At 61.0% G+C, this 16,895-nt stretch carries 18 protein-coding genes; 6 read left to right on the forward strand and 12 right to left on the reverse strand.

Annotation, left to right across the window (positions count from 1 at the left end):
• Positions 1-73: 73 nt before the first annotated feature.
• Entirely contained in the window at positions 74-1,147 is a 1,074-nt protein-coding gene (gene aroG, locus ACWFUC_RS12170) for a 3-deoxy-7-phosphoheptulonate synthase AroG (RefSeq protein WP_008326955.1), read from the forward strand.
• Between the two features lie 214 nt (positions 1,148-1,361).
• Here the strand turns inward: aroG and ACWFUC_RS12175 are convergent, their stop codons facing one another.
• The 5 genes from ACWFUC_RS12175 to ACWFUC_RS12195 form a co-directional block, all read right to left on the reverse strand.
• A complete protein-coding gene (locus tag ACWFUC_RS12175; RefSeq protein WP_489625002.1) occupies positions 1,362-1,841 on the reverse strand; it encodes a hypothetical protein in 480 nt (159 codons plus the stop codon).
• The gene (locus ACWFUC_RS12180) at positions 1,838-2,014 is read right to left on the reverse strand and encodes a hypothetical protein (RefSeq protein ID WP_489625003.1); all 177 of its coding nucleotides are present in this window, start codon (positions 2,012-2,014) and stop codon (positions 1,838-1,840) included. The genes ACWFUC_RS12175 and ACWFUC_RS12180 overlap by 4 nt, the downstream gene beginning before the upstream one ends.
• Positions 2,015-2,604: 590 nt before the next feature.
• Positions 2,605-3,165 (reverse strand): PAAR domain-containing protein, encoded by a 561-nt coding sequence (locus ACWFUC_RS12185; RefSeq protein ID WP_209583043.1) that lies wholly within the window; start codon positions 3,163-3,165, stop codon positions 2,605-2,607.
• A complete protein-coding gene (locus ACWFUC_RS12190) occupies positions 3,162-3,575 on the reverse strand; it encodes a PAAR domain-containing protein (protein WP_489625004.1) in 414 nt (137 codons plus the stop codon). The genes ACWFUC_RS12185 and ACWFUC_RS12190 overlap by 4 nt, the downstream gene beginning before the upstream one ends.
• 222 nt (positions 3,576-3,797) lie before the next feature.
• A complete protein-coding gene (locus tag ACWFUC_RS12195) occupies positions 3,798-4,283 on the reverse strand; it encodes a YajQ family cyclic di-GMP-binding protein (protein WP_034333613.1) in 486 nt (161 codons plus the stop codon).
• A gap of 136 nt (positions 4,284-4,419) precedes the next feature.
• On the opposite strand from ACWFUC_RS12195, the gene murB reads away from it, so the two are divergent.
• Positions 4,420-5,451 (forward strand): UDP-N-acetylmuramate dehydrogenase, encoded by a 1,032-nt coding sequence (gene murB, locus ACWFUC_RS12200; RefSeq protein WP_489625005.1) that lies wholly within the window; start codon positions 4,420-4,422, stop codon positions 5,449-5,451.
• 77 nt (positions 5,452-5,528) lie between these two features.
• On the opposite strand, the gene ppnP is transcribed toward murB, so the two are convergent.
• The 3 genes from ppnP to argF form a co-directional block, all read right to left on the reverse strand.
• Positions 5,529-5,843 carry a pyrimidine/purine nucleoside phosphorylase gene (ppnP, locus tag ACWFUC_RS12205; RefSeq protein WP_145606412.1) on the reverse strand — a complete coding sequence of 105 codons (315 nt, stop codon included), beginning with the start codon at positions 5,841-5,843 and terminating at the stop codon, positions 5,529-5,531.
• A 42-nt stretch (positions 5,844-5,885) separates the two neighbouring features.
• Positions 5,886-7,220: an argininosuccinate synthase gene (gene argG / locus ACWFUC_RS12210; protein WP_121038321.1), complete on the reverse strand. Its 1,335-nt coding sequence runs from the start codon at positions 7,218-7,220 to the stop codon at positions 5,886-5,888.
• Between the two features lie 70 nt (positions 7,221-7,290).
• Positions 7,291-8,205 carry an ornithine carbamoyltransferase gene (gene argF / locus ACWFUC_RS12215; protein WP_209583037.1) on the reverse strand — a complete coding sequence of 305 codons (915 nt, stop codon included), beginning with the start codon at positions 8,203-8,205 and terminating at the stop codon, positions 7,291-7,293.
• A gap of 341 nt (positions 8,206-8,546) precedes the next feature.
• Between argF and ACWFUC_RS12220 the strand changes: the two genes are divergently transcribed.
• Positions 8,547-10,757, forward strand: a complete 2,211-nt coding sequence (locus ACWFUC_RS12220) for a TonB-dependent receptor (protein WP_489625006.1) — start codon at positions 8,547-8,549, stop codon at positions 10,755-10,757.
• Positions 10,758-10,768: 11 nt separating this feature from the next.
• Here the strand turns inward: ACWFUC_RS12220 and rsgA are convergent, their stop codons facing one another.
• The 3 genes from rsgA to ACWFUC_RS12235 all read right to left on the reverse strand — a co-directional run bounded on the left by rsgA (position 10,769) and on the right by ACWFUC_RS12235 (position 13,444).
• A complete protein-coding gene (rsgA, locus tag ACWFUC_RS12225) occupies positions 10,769-11,716 on the reverse strand; it encodes a ribosome small subunit-dependent GTPase A (protein ID WP_121038330.1) in 948 nt (315 codons plus the stop codon).
• Positions 11,716-12,072, reverse strand: a complete 357-nt coding sequence (locus tag ACWFUC_RS12230; RefSeq protein ID WP_489625007.1) for a 4a-hydroxytetrahydrobiopterin dehydratase — start codon at positions 12,070-12,072, stop codon at positions 11,716-11,718. The genes rsgA and ACWFUC_RS12230 overlap by 1 nt, the downstream gene beginning before the upstream one ends.
• Before the next feature lie 61 nt (positions 12,073-12,133).
• Positions 12,134-13,444 (reverse strand): M48 family metallopeptidase, encoded by a 1,311-nt coding sequence (locus ACWFUC_RS12235; RefSeq protein WP_489637610.1) that lies wholly within the window; start codon positions 13,442-13,444, stop codon positions 12,134-12,136.
• Positions 13,445-13,618: 174 nt separating this feature from the next.
• Between ACWFUC_RS12235 and orn the strand changes: the two genes are divergently transcribed.
• Complete coding sequence (orn, locus tag ACWFUC_RS12240) at positions 13,619-14,188, forward strand: oligoribonuclease (RefSeq protein WP_008326970.1); 570 nt, start codon at positions 13,619-13,621, stop codon at positions 14,186-14,188.
• 107 nt (positions 14,189-14,295) lie between these two features.
• Here the strand turns inward: orn and ACWFUC_RS12245 are convergent, their stop codons facing one another.
• Entirely contained in the window at positions 14,296-14,991 is a 696-nt protein-coding gene (locus tag ACWFUC_RS12245) for a UPF0149 family protein (RefSeq protein ID WP_134221801.1), read from the reverse strand.
• 136 nt (positions 14,992-15,127) lie between these two features.
• Between ACWFUC_RS12245 and ACWFUC_RS12250 the strand changes: the two genes are divergently transcribed.
• Together ACWFUC_RS12250 and ACWFUC_RS12255 are read left to right on the forward strand one after the other, a co-directional pair.
• Positions 15,128-16,141 (forward strand): serine/threonine protein kinase, encoded by a 1,014-nt coding sequence (locus ACWFUC_RS12250; protein WP_489637611.1) that lies wholly within the window; start codon positions 15,128-15,130, stop codon positions 16,139-16,141.
• 31 nt (positions 16,142-16,172) lie between these two features.
• Positions 16,173-16,742 (forward strand): DNA-3-methyladenine glycosylase I, encoded by a 570-nt coding sequence (locus ACWFUC_RS12255; RefSeq protein WP_034330504.1) that lies wholly within the window; start codon positions 16,173-16,175, stop codon positions 16,740-16,742.
• The last annotated feature ends 153 nt before the right edge of the window (positions 16,743-16,895 follow it).

A 16,895-nucleotide genomic window follows, 5' to 3' on the forward strand; every position in this document is an offset into this window, starting at 1 on the left:
AAACCGCCAGTGATGGCGGTTTTTTTTTGGTCAACATTCCAGCTGAATCATTGCAGTACACCAGGAGAAAAAAATGCCGCGCACTGACGATCTTCGCATCCGAGAAATGAAAGAACTGGTCCCCCCCTCGCATCTCATCCGCGAATTCGCCTGCACCGAAAAGGTCGAGCGCACTACCGCTGAAGCCCGCACTGCGCTGCATCGCATCCTGCACGGCCAGGACGACCGCCTGATGGTCGTCATCGGCCCCTGCTCCATCCACGACACCAAGGCCGCCATGGAATATGCGCGCCGCCTGGTGGTGGAGCGCGAGCGTCACAAGAACGAGCTGGAAATCGTCATGCGCGTCTACTTCGAGAAGCCGCGCACCACGGTGGGCTGGAAGGGTTTGATCAATGACCCGTACATGGACAACAGCTTCCGCATCAACGACGGCCTGCGTGCGGCCCGTGAACTGCTGTTGAACATCAACGACCTGGGCCTGCCGGCAGGTACCGAATTCCTGGACGTGATCAGCCCGCAATATATCGCTGACCTGATCAGCTGGGGCGCCATCGGTGCCCGTACCACCGAGTCGCAGGTGCACCGCGAGCTGGCTTCCGGCCTCTCCTGCCCGGTGGGCTTCAAGAACGGTACCGACGGCAACGTCAAGATCGCCGTGGATGCCATCAAGGCCGCGTCGCAGCCGCACCACTTCCTGTCGGTGACCAAGGGCGGCCACTCGGCCATCGTCTCCACTGCCGGCAACGAGGATTGCCACATCATCCTGCGCGGCGGCAAGCAGCCCAACTATGATGCGCCCAGCGTGGAAGCGGCCTGCCAGGACATCGCCAAGAGCGGCCTGGCAGCGCGCCTGATGATCGACGCTTCGCACGCCAACAGCTCCAAGAAACCGGAAAACCAGATTCCGGTCTGCGCCGACATCGGTCGCCAGGTGGCCGCGGGCGACACCCGCATCGTCGGCGTGATGGTGGAATCTCACCTGGTGGCCGGCCGCCAGGATCTGGTGCCGGGCAAGGAACTGACCTATGGCCAGTCCATCACCGATGGCTGCATCAACTGGGAAGAAAGCCTGCAAGTGCTGCAGGGCCTGGCGGATTCGGTCAAGCAGCGCCGTTTGGTGGGGGATGAGCGGGACGCGGCTTGAGGGGTGTTGTTGAAGAGAGATTGATGCGCCGGTGATTGCTGGCGCGAAGTAGGGAACAAAGCCTTGGTGGGAGCTAGGGCTTTGTTGTTTTAGGCCCGGCTGAATTTATATTGGTCGGGCAGATGGCTACCTGCCCACAGCGCAGCCCAGGAAAGAACTAAGAAGACGAAAGGCACCGTCTTTTCATCTGATTTCTAAAAATGAAGTTCTGGCCCTAGGGCAACGCGGTCTCTCGCGCTACGGTCTTGCAGCTCGGCTCCGTATTGATCGCCACGCCTGAGTTCGCATCGAAGTAGATGCCATCGTAGTGGTCGCCATTGAAGATCAGGGCATAAATCAAACGACGTTTGAACTGGCCCGTGAGACGAAACGTCGGCCATGTACATGCCGGGTTCTTTTCAAACAACTCATCTTGATATCTGGATAGGTAGGAGTCATTCCCCCTGAACAGAACGAGAACATCCCAGTCCTCGAAGCGGTAAGGTGAGTTTTGTCGGTTGCTTTCATCGCGCCCCTCGATCTTTGATATTCCGAATGCTACATAGCATTCACCGCAGGCATAACGTCTATCGAAGACTTGTATCGTTACGTCTGGATTTGACAGCGTGAATGGATAGACGCCGATACCTATGGCACCCAATAGAAGTAGCGACGCGCTGATGAAAGTACGTGCCAGATATTTTTTTCGCATCATTTTTCAAGCTCTTTGTCGCTAAGGTCGCCTTGTTTTTCCGTAATAGAGACCAGTTTTCCGTGCTTGAATATCGCCCTTTCACCGAACCTATAGTCTTGCTCTGGCGCGCGTGTTTTTCCTTCACCTTTGATAACCGGAACAGCATTCTCAATATGGCCGATTACGAATGACATTTCTTTTCCTGCTAAGGCTAGTTTTTCTGAAATATCGGCGGCGATGTTGTCGGCATCGGATGGATTTGCCGCTGTTGCACATCCATGTAGTTAGACTCTCGCATTTTCGGAAAACTTCGAAAACTCTATGTCGTCCACCAGTGCGGAACCTTCCACCCATCCCGCTGCGTTGAATATCATTCGGGTTCTTGTGCGGTATAGACTGGAGTTGTGTAGTACCCATCTATTTGCTTCATAAGCTTTTTTCCTAATCCACGAGGAGTCCTTCGGCGGTGGGGGATCTGCGGTAGTTAGGTATAGTGCTTGAGGGCCCCCGTGCGTCCATATGTCGAGAGACTGAATGCTTCCAGTCGTTTGCGAATTGATGATGCTGACAATGTCTTTTGCGACATATATCCGCTTTACCACTAAGATAAATTTGCTTTTGTCCCGAGCTTTATAGTCGCGCAGCACGTTGTTTTTTGCGTGCTCGAAGGTGTAATTGTCTGATGGAGTTGCTGCGCCTCCCCATAGTAACAAACGTACTTTGCGGTCGTGCATCACCGGCACCGTTGAGCCCTTTTCATGGTTAGTCTTGACCTTTGCTCCCATCATCCCTCCCGCATTTTTGTTTCTGCATCCTCGCCGAACCAGACGCTCAGTTCCTCAGGATGATAGGTCGCGACTCGTTCGCATAAGCCGTTGGTATCGGTGTAGCCGCTGTAAGTAGTTCCGTCCGGTGCTTTGATGTAATACGCCAGATCAGGTATCGGCTCGCCGGTCTTGCCATCGATGGCGCGCACTTGTTCATCCGGGCTTTCTTCTGTGAGATGCTCAGGTCCAAACTTTGGTAGCCAGTCGCCTTGAGTTGTTTGATAAAAATTGGTCGTGACTGCTTCACCGCTCGCATTGCCCACGCCATCAACCTCATTGAGCGTAGAAAGCAACGGACACCCAGCACTGGTCTTCATCCCATGAATAACCTGAGCCCGTCCATTGGTGAGCGTAGAGCGCGGAAAACCATCAGCAATGATGCAGTCCTTTCGGCAAGCCACCCGAGCCCCCTGAAAGGCATAAGCCCGGCCATGGCTGCGGCAAGTCTGGTCACCCTCAATTACCGTCCCGCCGCAGGCGGCTTTATCGCCATAGCGAATCCAACCGATGATCTTCATGCGCCATCCCCTGTCGGCGCCAGGTAGCCAGCTTGCAGCAGCCCCGGTATGCCGGCATCGTCGGCGTATTCCCGAATTTGTGCCACGCTTTGCAGACTGCCTGTGACCGTGTCCCCATTGTCGGTCGTGCTGCCGACCATGGCCATCGGATGGCCTTTGCAGGTTAAAGCTGCGCCGGCACCTGAGATGATCCTGCTCTCCGTCCCGTCCTGATATCGCACGATGTCACCGACGCAGGCGATGCGGTGTCCCTTGATGTGCATGCTACTGCTTGCCGTAGCGACTTCCCCGCCAAGCCGCGTGGCCGAACCCAGCGTCGCCAGCGCATGGCTGCCTTTGATGGGTCGTTTATCGATGCCGGCAAGAAAATCGTTTGCCAGGCGTTGTCCGTCAAATTCCTTGTGTTCCATCTTTGCTCCTTCCGTCAGTTGGCAACTGGCCCAAACAGCCCATCAGCGCTCACTTCAAGAGATGCCGATATTTTTGGGTGGAAGGAGTGTAGATTTGGCAGTGCGGAAACCCGCTTGCCCTCAAGCAATCAGCTGCGTTTACTCGAATACCATCGAGCTGGCGCCAAAAACAAACGCCGGCAAAAGCCGGCGTTGTCGGTACTGCAAAGGCAATGGCCCAGATCAGTCACGGAAGTTGTTGAACTCCAGCGGAATCTCCTTGATCTCCTTGCGCAGCAGCGCCATGGCCGCCTGCAAATCGTCGCGCTTGGCGCCGGTGATGCGCACGGCGTCGCCCTGGATGCTGGCTTGGACCTTCATCTTGCTGTCCTTGATGACGCGCACGATCTTCTTGGCATCGTCGCTTTCGATGCCGTTCTTCACCTTGATGACCTGCTTGACCTTGTCGCCGCCGATCTTCTCGATCTTGCCTTCGTCCAGGAACCGCACATCGACGTTGCGTTTGGTCATCTTGTTGGTCAGCACGTCGCGCACCTGGCTGAGCTGGAAGTCCGAGTCGGCAAAGGCGGTCAGTTCACGTTCCTTCTGTTCGACGCGGGCATCAGTGCCCTTGAAGTCGAAACGGGTGGAAATTTCCTTGTTGGCTTGGTCCACGGCGTTCTTGACTTCCACCAGGTTGGCTTCGCAGACGGTATCGAATGAGGGCATGGCTTGTTCCTTATGTTCTTGCAGCCGGCGAAGGCCGGCGTCTGAGCCGTGATTTTAACGGAGTGAGGCGCCCGCCGCCATCGCCCGGCCACTGACAGCGGATTTGCTCCCGCGCGGGCGATATAATCCCACCCCTATGAGCACTTCTTCATTTCCCGTCCGCCACGACGTTTCCCTGCGCGCCCTCAATACCTTCGGCATCGAGGCCAGTGCCCATGCCTACCTGCCTGTAGAGGGCATCGAGCAACTGCGCACCCTGCGCCAGGACGCCGGCCTCATGGCCTTGCCCCGGCTGGTCCTGGGCGGCGGCAGCAACCTGCTCCTGACGCAAGACTTCAGCGGATTGGTGCTGCATATGCAGAACCGGGGCATAGACATCGCCGACGAGGACGACAACTTCATCTACGTGCGCGCCGCCGCCGGGGAGAACTGGCACGCTTTCGTCCAGTGGACGCTGCAACAGGACCTGGGCGGGCTGGAGAATCTTTCACTCATCCCCGGCAGCGTCGGTGCCGCGCCCATCCAGAACATCGGTGCCTACGGCATCGAGATCAAGGATCGCTTCCACAGCCTGCAAGCTTTCGACCTGATCAGCGGCGAACTGCTGACGCTGGATCGCGAGGCCTGCCGCTTCGGCTATCGCGACAGCGTCTTCAAGCATGCGCTGCGCGACCGCGCCGTGGTCCTGGAGGTGACATTCGCTCTCCCGAAGCGCTGGGAAGCCAACGCCAATTACGCCGACGTCGCCCAGGCCCTGCTGGAGCGCGGCATCACCGAACCCGGTCCGCGTGACATCGCCGAGGCCGTCATCGCCATCCGCACCCGCAAGCTGCCAGACCCCGCCCGGATCGGCAACGCCGGCAGCTTCTTCAAGAACCCCATCGTGCCGGCTCGCCTGCGCGATACCCTGCTGGCGCAATACAGCAACCTGGTCAGCTATCGCGTCGATGACGATCACTACAAGCTGGCCGCCGGCTGGCTGATCGACCGCTGCGGCTGGAAGGGCAAGAGCATGGGGCGTGCTGGCGTGTATGAACAGCAGGCCCTGGTGCTGGTCAACCGGGGCGGTGCCACCGGGGCGGAAGTCGCCAGGCTGGCCAAGGCGATCCAGGATGATGTGAAGGAAAAGTTCGGCGTCCAGCTGGAGCCGGAACCGGTCTTCATCTGAGCGCACTCCTGTGTTAAGACGTAAAAAAGCCGTCCGGTATCGCTACCGGACGGCTTTTTATTCAGACGCCGAGAAGATCAGCCGAAGTGGCAGACGTAATCCAGGGTCTCGGTCACTTCGATGTCGAAGCTGGAGTTGCCCGGCACGCTGAAGGTGGTGCCTGCAGCGTAGGTGTTCCAGGCTTCTTCGCCCTTCAGACGCACGCGGCAGCTGCCGCCGTTGATTTCCATGATTTCCGGTGCACCGGTGCTGAAGTTCAGCGTCGAGGGCAGGATCACGCCCAGGGTCTTCTTGCTGCCATCGGCCAGCAGCACGGTGTGCGAGACACACTTGCCGTCGAAGTAGACATTGCCCTTTTTCAGGACGGTGACGTTGTCGAATTGAGTGCTCATCGAATCGCTTCCATTAAACGGTAAAGGTGAATCCAGCAGGAATTACTTTTCGTCCTTGCCCAGCAGCGGCAGCGACACGGCAGTGCTGGAATCCAGCAGGCCGGTGTTCTGGTAGATCGACAGCTTCTGGCGGGTGTCGGCGATGTCCAGGTTGCGCATGGTCAGCTGGCCGATACGGTCGATGGCGGAGAAGCTGCCTTCGCCCTTTTCCATGGTCAGGCGTTCCGGGTGGTAGGTCAGGTTGGGCGACTCGGTGTTGAGGATCGAGTAGTCATTGCCGCGACGCAGTTCCACCGTCACTTCGCCGGTGATGGCGCGTGCCACCCAGCGCTGGGCGGTTTCGCGCAGCATGATGGCCTGCGAATCGAACCAGCGGCCCTGATACAGCAGGCGGCCCAGCTTGCGGCCGTTGTCGCGGTACTGTTCGATGGTGTCTTCGTTGTGGATGCCAGTGACCAGGCGCTCGTAGGCGATGAACAGCAGGGCCAGGCCCGGGGCTTCGTAGATGCCGCGGCTCTTGGCTTCGATGATGCGGTTCTCGATCTGGTCGCTCATGCCCAGGCCATGGCGGCCACCGATGCGGTTGGCTTCCAGGATCAGCTCGGTCATGCTGGCGAAGGTCTTGCCGTTGAGCGCCACCGGACGGCCTTCTTCGAAGCGCACGGTAACGGTCTCGGCCTTCACTTCCACGTCATCGCGCCAGAACGCCACGCCCATGATGGGCTGCACGATCTTGATGCCGCTGTTGAGGAATTCCAGGTCCTTGGCTTCGTGGGTCGCGCCCAGCATGTTGGAGTCGGTCGAGTAGGCCTTTTCCACCGACATCTTGTAGTCGAAGCCGGACTTGATCATGAACTCGGACATTTCCTTGCGGCCGCCCAGTTCGTCGATGAAGGTGCTGTCCAGCCAGGGCTTGTAGATCTTCAGGTTGGGGTTCACCAGCAGGCCGTAGCGATAAAAGCGCTCGATGTCGTTGCCCTTGTAGGTGCTGCCGTCGCCCCAGATGTCGACGTTGTCTTCACGCATGGCCGACACCAGCATGGTGCCGGTCACGGCACGGCCCAGCGGGGTGGTGTTGAAATAGGTGATGCCGGCGGTGGAGATGTGGAACGCGCCGCTTTGCAGGGCAGCGATGCCTTCGTTGGCCAGCTGTTCGCGGCAGTCGATCAGGCGCGCCAGTTCGGCACCGTATTGCATGGCCTTCTTGGGGATGGCGTCATAGTCCGGCTCATCCGGCTGGCCCAGGTTGGCGGTGTAGGCGTAGGGGACAGCGCCTTTCTGGCGCATCCAGGTCAGCGCGGCGCTGGTATCGAGGCCGCCGGAGAAGGCGATGCCGACTTTTTGATTGACCGGGACGGATTGCAGGATGTTGGACATGATCTTGACGTTGCGATGAAGTGAAGTGTTGAGCGTGATTCTTGTGCTGGGGGAATGGGTAGCAGGCGGCTTAATCGAAGCGGCCGTGCACCAGGTATTCGAGCAGGGCCTTCTGCACGTGCAGGCGGTTTTCCGCCTCGTCCCAGACCACCGATTGCGGGCCGTCGATCACTTCGGCGGCCACTTCCTCGCCACGGTGCGCGGGCAGGCAGTGCATGAAGAGCGCATCCTTCTTGGCGCGCGACATCTTGGCCTGGTCCACGATCCAGCCATCGAAGGCCTTCAGGCGGGCATTGTTCTCGGCTTCGAAGCCCATGCTGGTCCACACGTCGGTGGTGACCAGGTCGGCATCCTGGCAGGCATCGGCCGGATCGGCGAAGAAGGTGTAATTCTGGTTGCCCGGCGAGACCTGGGCCGGATCGATGTCGTAGCCCTTGGGGGTGGAGACGTTGACGTGGAAGCCAAACACCTCGGCCGCCTGCAGCCACGAATAGAGCATGTTGTTGGCGTCGCCGACCCAGGCCACGATCTTGCCCTGGATGCTGCCGCGATGCTCGATGTAGGTGAAGACATCGGCCAGCACCTGGCAGGGATGCTGCTCGTTGGTCAGGCCGTTGATGACCGGCACGCGCGAATGCTTGGCAAAGCGCTCAATGATTTCCTGGCCGTAGGTGCGGATCATGATGACGTCGCACATGCGTGACATCACCTGCGCCGCATCTTCCACCGGTTCGCCACGGCCAAGCTGGCTGTCGCGGGTGTTGAGGTAGATCGCCGCACCGCCCATCTGGTGCATGCCGGCTTCGAAGGAGAGGCGGGTGCGGGTCGAGTTCTTTTCGAACACCATCACCAGGGTACGATCGGCCAGCGTGTGATGGGGCTCGTAATTCTTGAACTTACGTTTGATCACACGGGAACGTTCGATCACGTACTCGTATTCATCAAGCGTAAAGTCGGAAAACTGAAGGTAGTGTTTGATTGCCATAAATAAAAACGGCGGCCAGTGTGGCGCCTGCCGCCGATAGTCGTTAACTCCTTAGATTATAAGGGATTCGGCTTAAAAAGATACCCGCAGTACTTGCTGCAAAGAAACCCCCCGGGGTTTCGCGAATTCGGGTCAAAGATGAAGTCCCGCGCACGGCATCGGGGATGCGCTTCGAATTCCTTCGATGCACGTGAAGAAATTTTTCGAAATCCATATCCAGCTTTTTCGAGGAATGCGCACTAAGTGCGACAAAGAGCCTGATCTCACGTCGCAAATGAGAATTATTGCTATTCAGATGGCTAGAATCCGCAGCTTTCCCTTGCCTGAAAGGAACAGCTGCCATGTCCCACGATTCTTCTTGCCCGCACCCGTTACAGGGTTTGCGCCGGTCTTTTTCTTCATCACGTTCCGCGCCGCCCAAGCTGCGCGCCTTGCCGGCGGCGTTGGTGGCGGCCTTGTTCGCGTTTCCTGTTTCCGCTGCTGCCGCCGAGGCCACGGCCGAGCGCGAGGAGAGCGATGCTGCGCGCTTGCCTGCCGTCGAGGTCCGCAGCCAGCGCAATCTGCATGATCCCCGTCCCGGCCCCTTGGGCAGCGCCACCCGCACCGCCACTGATGTGCGCGAGGTGCCGCTGACGGTGCAGGCGGTCGATGCCGCGCAGGTCAGGGCTTATGGCGGGCGCGGGCTGGCGGCGGCATTGGCCGGGGTGCCGGGTGTTTCCAATGTCTCCGATACGCGCTTCGATGCCTTCCGGCTGCGCGGCTTTTCCAATGCCGGCGATACCCTGCTCGACGGCATGCGCGATGACGCGCAATACGTGCGCAGCCTGGGCAACATTGATCGCATCGAGATCCTCAAGGGCCCGGCCGCCGTGCTCTACGGACGCGGCAGCGGCGGCGGCGTGATCAATCGCATCAGCAAGCAGCCGGAACGTGAAGCCTTCGGTCAGGCCACCGCCATCTGGGGCAGCCGTGGCCAGCAGGGCGGGGCGGTGGACTGGAATCGTCCGCTGGGCGAGCAATGGGGGCTACGCATCAACGCCGGGCGTGAACACGAAGCCCACTTCCGTCACGGTGTGCGCGGAACGCGCCAGTACTTCGCTCCGGCGCTGAAGTGGGAGTCCGGCCGCGACAGCTGGCTGCTGCAGGCGGACTACGATGAATTCGAACGGGTTCCGGATCGCGGCGTACCGGGCCGGGTCACGGCGTTGACGGGCAAGGATACGGTTGCAGCCCTTGCCTTGCCGGTGGCGTCGGACCGCGCCTTCTTCGGTGCGGCCGGGCGCGACTTCATCCGCGATACCAGTCTCAGCCTGCGTTCCACCCTCACAAGGTCCATTGCGCCGGACTGGAGCGTGCGGCAGATGGTGAGCGTGTTTGATCTCAACAGCGACTTCGACAATACCTTCGTTACCCAAGGCTACGTCAGCGCCGGCCGCAACCTGGGCAACGTGCAGCGCAGTCGCTTTCAACAGAACCTGCAGCAGCGCAATGTGCAGGCCAACCTGGAATTGCTCGGCACGCTCGGCAGCGGCATCCTCCGGCACGAGCTGCTGGCCGGTGCCGAATACGGCTGGCAGAAGCGCGAGCCGCGCTTGTGGATGGCCACTGCGCTGCCCGTCTCGCTGACCGATCCCGAGGTGCGCAACGCCACGCCCCAGCCGCAGCCCTGGCAGATGAACTACCACCGGGTCGATTCCGTGGGCTTGTATGCGCAAGACCAGATCGCCATCGGGGCGCAATGGAAAGTCCTGGCCGGGGTGCGCTGGGATCACTTCGAGGTCGATTCCCGCAGCCGCCTGCGCGACATTCGCATCGAGCGTTCCAGCAACGCCGTGAGCCCGCGCGTGGGCGCGGTATGGGAAGCCCTGCCGGCGCATCACTTCTATGGATCGTGGAGCAAGAGCTATGCGCCGGTGGGCGGCGACGTGATCGGCCTGTCACCGGGGGCGAAGGGCAATGGCAATGACCTGGGACCCCAATTCAGCCGCCAGCTGGAAGCCGGGGTCAAGAGCGACTGGTTCGGGCGCAGGATCAGCACGACGCTGGCCTGGTTCGAACTGGAACTCTACAACCGCACCGTGGCCGACCCGGTGCAGCCGGGCGTGTTCACCCAGAGCGGACTGGAGCGCAATCGCGGCATCGAATTGAGCGTGGCGGGGGAAGTGGCGCGCCACTGGTTCGTGCGCGGCGGCTGGACCCAGCAGAATTCAAGGGTGGTGCGGGCTGAGGCGCAGTATGCGGGCAAGCGCGCCTCCGGGGTCTCGGCCCGCAATGGCAGCCTGTTCGTGTCCTACGCGCCGCCCTTGGGATGGTTTGGCGAGGCAGGCGTGGTGCTGGAGGGCGCGCGCTTTGCCGATCGCGAGAACCTGCTGGAGCTGCCCGGCTACGTGCGCTGGGATGCGCTGCTGGGCTACCGGATGGAGCGCACCGAATACACGCTGGCGGCCACCAACCTGGCCAACCGGCGCTATTACGTCAGCGCCACCGGGGCCACCCAGATCGTGCCGGGGGCACCGCGCGCGGTGGTGTTGACGGCTGCCTACAAGTTCTGAAGAGGGACAAGTCAGTACAAGGTCTGTGAAGATTCATGCACCAGCTGCGCATACAGCTGGTGGCGCATCCCCGCAATCTCGCCGGCCTGCACTGCCTCCAGCACCGCACAGCCCGGCTCGTTGAGATGGTGGCAGTTGTAGAAGCGGCACTTGCCCAGATAGGGGGTGAAGTCGCGGAAGGCGCGTTCCAGCATGCCTTCGGAGAGCTGATACAGGCCGAACTCCTGGAAGCCCGGCGAATCGATGATGCTGGCCTCCTGCTCCATCTGGTACAACCGGGTGAAGGTCGTAGTGTGCTTGCCGGTATCGAGGGCGGCCGAGATTTCGCGGGTGGCGATATCGGCGTCCGGGACGATCAGATTGATGATGGAGGACTTGCCCATGCCCGACTGGCCGATCAGGATGGTGCTCTTGCCGGCCAACAGCGGCATGAAGGCCGCACGCGTCTCTTCCGGCTGGGCCTTGGCCGAGACCTCGTGCACCGGATAACCCAGGCGCGCATACACCTGCAGGCGTTCACGCGTCTTGGGCAGGGCTTCGGTGATGTCGGTCTTGTTCAGGATCAGGTGCGCGGAGACACCGGCCGACTCGGCCGCCACCAGCGAGCGCGAGACCAGGTCATCCGAAAAGCTCGGTTCGGTCGCCACCACGATGAAGAGTTGATCCACATTGGCCGCCAGCAGCTTGGACTTGTACTGGTCCGAGCGATAGAGCAGGGTGCGGCGTTCGTCGATGCTTTCCACCACGCCCTGGTCGGCCGAGGTGCGGGCCAGGCGGATGTGGTCGCCGACCGCCACATCGCTCTTCTTGCCACGGGTGACGCAATTCAGTTTCTGTTCAGCGGCCTGCACCAGATAGTGACGGCCGTGGGCGGCAATGACCAGCCCCTGTTCCAGCTCAGCCTTGTTCGTCGCTGATCCTGCCCTGGCGCTGCGTGCGCCTTGCTTGCGGACTCCCATCAGGCCGGGGCGCGCTGGGCGAAAATGGCGTCGACCTTGGCCGCGCAGATGAAGTCATTGGCTGACAAACCGCCACGGCCTTCATTGACGCTGTGGGTATCGAACTTCACGTTGCAGCGGTTGTAGGTGACGGTCAGTTCCGGGTGATGGTCTTCGGCGTGGATGATCCACGCGATCGCGTTGACGAAGGCCAGGGTCTCGTAATAGTTGCCGAAGGCGAAAGTTCGCGCCAGCTTGCCGCCGTCGATCTTCCAGTCGGGCAGGGCGGCCAGGTGGGCGGCGATGGCGGTGTCGTCCAGCGCAGCGATGGGCTGGACGCTGCGGGCGGCGGCGAGGGTGCTTGCGGTGATGCTCATGGGGTTCTCCTGCGGCGGGCTGTTTCATTCATCCAGCACGCCTTTTAGATGATCAAAAAATTCAGTGGCTGCCCGCGGCGGCGGCTGGTCCCGACGTTGCGCGATGGGCGGCGATGGCAGCGTGCAGGTGCTGGATGCGCAGCGACGCCGGCGGGTGCGAATCGTAGAAAGCCGAGTGCAGCGGATCGGGGGTGAGGGTGGAGGCATTGTCCTCGTACAGCTTGACCAGTGCCGATACCAGATCCTGTGCATCGGTGTGCTGTGCGGCGAAGGCATCGGCCTCGAACTCGTGCTTGCGCGAGGAGAGCGAAGACAGCGGCGAGAACAGGAAAGTGAAGATCGGCAGCACCAGCATGAACAGGATCAGGGCCATGGCATCGTTGCTGCCCAGCAGCAGTGGCTCCACGCCCAGGCCGGTGTAGAACCATGCTTGGCCCTTCAGATAGCCCAGCAGCGCCAGGAAGGCCAGCGACAGGCCGAACATGACGACCACACGCTTGACGATGTGCTTGAGCTTGAAGTGGCCCAGTTCGTGGGCCAGCACGGCTTCGATCTCATGCGGGGCCAGGCGCGCCAGCAGGGTGTCGAAGAAGACGATGCGCTTGCCCGAGCCGAAGCCCGAGAAGTAGGCATTGCCATGCGCGCTGCGCTTGGAACCGTCCATCACGAACAGGCCCTTGGAGGCGAATCCGACGCGCTGCATCAAGCCTTCGATGCGGCTGCGCAGGCTGTCATCTTCCAGCGCGGTGAATTTGTTGAAGAGCGGCGCGATGAAGCTGGGATAGATCACCAGCATGAGCAGCTGGAAGGCGCACAGCACGATCCAGGTATAGAACCACCAGAGCGCGCCGGCCTTTTCCATCAGCACCAGCACCACCCACAGAAGCGGCAGGCCGATCACGGCACCCAGCAGGGTTTGCTTGATCATGTCGCTGAAGAACAGGCCACGCGTCATCTTGTTGAAGCCGAAACCGGCTTCCAGCCTGAACTGGCGGTAGTAATCGAAGGGCAGGTCCACCGCACCGGAAATGAGGCCAAATCCCGCCACCAGCGCGATCTGGTACACCATGCCCGGTTCGCCCGTCCAGCCCAGCAGCAGGCTGGAGAGCCATTGCAGCCCGCCCAGCAGGGTGAAGCCGATCAGCACTGCAGCATTCACGATCAGCGTCACCAGGCCGAACTTGGTACGCGCCACCGTGTAGTCGGCCGCCTTCTGGTGGGCCGACAGCGGGATCTTCTCCGCGAACTCGGGCGGCACCGCCGCGCGGTGGGCGATCACATGGCGAATATGGCGCGAAGCCAGCCAGAAACGCACGCCCAGGCTGATGGCCAGGAATACGACGAACAAAACTGAAAACGAAAGTGAAGACATGCTTTCCCTGTGCGAAAATGGCGGAAGTTCGAGGCCCAGGCCCGCGTCCTGCCCCAGCCGGCAGCGGTGGCAGGCCTGTCGGCCATGCCGTCCGGTGCGATCCGGGCGAGCGAACCCAGCAATGAACCCTGCAGTAGATGGGGCCAGGCCCCATCCCGTCAATAAGGAAGAATTATGTCACAAGCCCCCGCCGCGCCTGTCCGGCCCAATGAAATGAACCTGGTCTGGGTCGATATGGAAATGACCGGCCTGGATCCGGACAAGGATCGCATCATCGAAGTGGCCGTGGTGGTTACCGATGCAGAACTGAACGTGCTGGGCGAAGGCCCGGTGCTGGCCATCCACCAGTCCGACGAGCTGCTGGACGGCATGGACGCCTGGAACAAGGGCACCCACGGCCGTTCCGGCCTGATCGACCGCGTCAAGGCGTCCACCGTCACCGAAGCCGACGCCGAACAGCAGATCATCGCCTTCCTGAAGCAATACGTCCCGGCCGGCAAGTCGCCCATGTGCGGCAATTCGATCTGCCAGGACCGCCGCTTCATGGTGCGCGGCATGCCCAAGCTGGAAGAATTCTTCCACTATCGCAACCTCGATGTGTCGACCCTGAAGGAACTCTGCAAGCGCTGGAAGCCTGAAATCGCCACCGGTTTCAAGAAGCGCCAGATGCACACGGCCCTGGCCGACATCCTGGAGTCGATCGAAGAACTGAAGTACTACCGCGAACACTTCATCAAGGAGTGAGGCCGTAGCATCCGGCCCAGGCAGGGTGGTTGGCAGCAACGCCATCCTGTATGAAGCAAAAAGGCGCGCCCGGCATCCGGCGCGCCTTTTTCATGGTGCCGGGTGAATCATTCTTCCGAATCTGCGCCGCAGCACTTCTTGTATTTCTTGCCACTGCCGCAGGGACAGGCATCGTTGCGGCCGGTCTTGGGCGCATCGCGCTGCACCTGCTCGACCGCCGACTTGCGCTTGGGCGCCCAGTAGCGGTGGATGTGCGGAATGGCCGATTCGATCTCGATGGCCAGCTTGTGGGTCTTGAGCGGGTCGTCGATGAGCCTGGTTTCTTCCTCTTCCAGCTCTTCCGAGCCCAGCAGGTAGATGGGACGCATCAGCGGGGCCAGGTTGGAGTGGAAAATTTCGTCCCACTGCGCCGCGCGCAACTGGATGCCTTCCCAGAAACCCCAGGCCCAGGCTTCCGCATCCAGCAGCGGTTTGCCTTCGTGCTCGCGCTCGCAGAACAGAGGTTCATATTCCTTGGGGGCGACTTCGAAGGTGATGGCGATTTCGTTCATGGTGCGCGCGATCAGGCTGGTGATGCGCTCGGCTTCCTTGCCGTTCTTGAACTTGGGCGTGTCTTCCGGACGGCTGCCCCAGACGCGCGGCAGCCATTCGGCCATCAGCACTTCCTGCGGACCGATGGCCAGGGCCGTCAGGTAGCCGTGCAGGGTGTCCATGGTCATCACATCGTCGGCGCAGCGATCGGAGAGGAGAAAATCGTCGAGTTCGTCGAATTCGGCGTCGGAAAGGGGCTGGTCGAGATGCATGATGGTTCCAATGACTGATGCTAAAGGCAGGAGTGTAAAGGCATTGGCCCGGGGGCGCGAGTGTTGCCGGTCGGTTGCTGCCCGGAATGCTGCAATCGGTTGGGGCGGGCAGGCTGGTGGACAGTACAATAGACGGATGAATTCCCCCGCCCAATCTGCTGACCTCCCCGACGCCACTTCCTTCGCCACGCTCTCGCCCGATACGGTACTCGATGCCCTCGACGGGCTGGGCCTGTACGGCGATGGCCGCCTGCTGGCCCTGAACAGCTATGAAAACCGCGTCTACCAGGTCGGCATGGAAGACGGCCCGCCGCTGGTGGCCAAGTTTTATCGTCCCTTGCGCTGGAGTGATGAGCAGATCCTCGAAGAACACGCTTTTTCGCAGGAATTGGCCGACGAAGAAGTGCCGGTGGTGCCCGCCATGCGTCTCGACAATGGTGTCACCCTGCATCGCCACGCCGGTTTCCGCTTTGCCGTGTTCCGCCGCCACGGTGGCCGTGCACCTGAGCTGGACGATGCCGATACCCTGGAGCGTCTGGGCCGCTTCATCGGCCGCATCCATGCGGTCGGCCTGCGCAGCCCCTTCCAGTCCCGCCCGGCGCTGGACATCGCCAGCTTCGGCGAGGAACCGCGTGACTGGCTGCTGGCGCACGATTTCATCCCCATGGATGTGGCCACGGCCTGGCGCACCACGGTCGAGCAGGCGCTCGATGGCGTGCGGCGCTGCTACGAGCGGGCAGGGGAGATCCGCACCCTGCGCCTGCATGGTGATTGCCATGTTGGCAACGTCCTGTGGACCGATGCCGGCCCGCACTTCGTCGATTTCGACGACAGCCGCAGCGGCCCGGCCGTGCAGGACCTGTGGATGCTGCTCTCGGGCGAGCGGCGCGAGATGGTGGGGCAACTGGCCGACCTGTTGGCGGGATATGAAAGTTTCTGCGAATTCGAGCCACGCGAGCTGTATCTCATCGAAGCCCTGCGCACCCTGCGCCTGATCCATTATTCCGCCTGGCTGGCGCGGCGCTGGGATGACCCGGCGTTTCCGGTGGCCTTCCCCTGGTTCAATACCCAACGTTACTGGCAGGACCGCATCCTGGAATTGCGCGAACAGATCGCGCTGATGGATGAACCGCCTCTGTGGCCGGTGTGAATCCGGCGAAATGAACGAAAACAACACCATCATGACGCAAACACTTGTCCGCTGCGGCTGGGTCAACCTGGCCAATCCCCGCTATGTGCAGTATCACGACCATGAATGGGGCGTGCCCTGCCACGATGAAACACGTCTGTTCGAGATGCTGAACCTCGAAGGTGCCCAGGCCGGACTGTCCTGGGAAACCGTGCTCAACAAGCGCGACAGCTACCGCGAGGCCTTCGACGACTGGGATGCCGAGAAGATCGCCCGTTATGACGAGCGCAAGGTGGCGCAATTGCTGAAGAATCCGGGCATCGTGCGCAATCGCCTGAAGGTGGCCGCCACCATCGGCAATGCGCGTGCCTACCTGCAACTGCGCGAGGAAGTCGGCGGGCTCGATGCCTATCTGTGGGGCAAGGTCGATGGCCAGCCCATCGTCAACCGCTGGGCGTCGCTGGCCGATTGCCCGGCCAAGACGCCGCTGTCGGATGCGATTTCCAAGGAGCTGGCCAAGCGCGGTTTCAAGTTTGTCGGTTCCACCATCATCTATGCCTATCTGCAAGGCGTGGGCGTGATCAACGATCACGTGGTGGATTGCCATTGTCACGGCCGTTGAGGCCGGGCGTGCTCTGCACCAAAAGGCCAGCCGATGGGCGGCGGCAGGGCACCGGTTTGGTTTACACTCGCAGCCTGCGATGCAGCATCAGCTTGCACTGCATGGATTCACGAGGCCGGCTGGCGCACTGCCAGGCCGGTGAAGTTTGGGAGT

The organism is Herbaspirillum sp. Her4, from assembly GCF_057961335.1.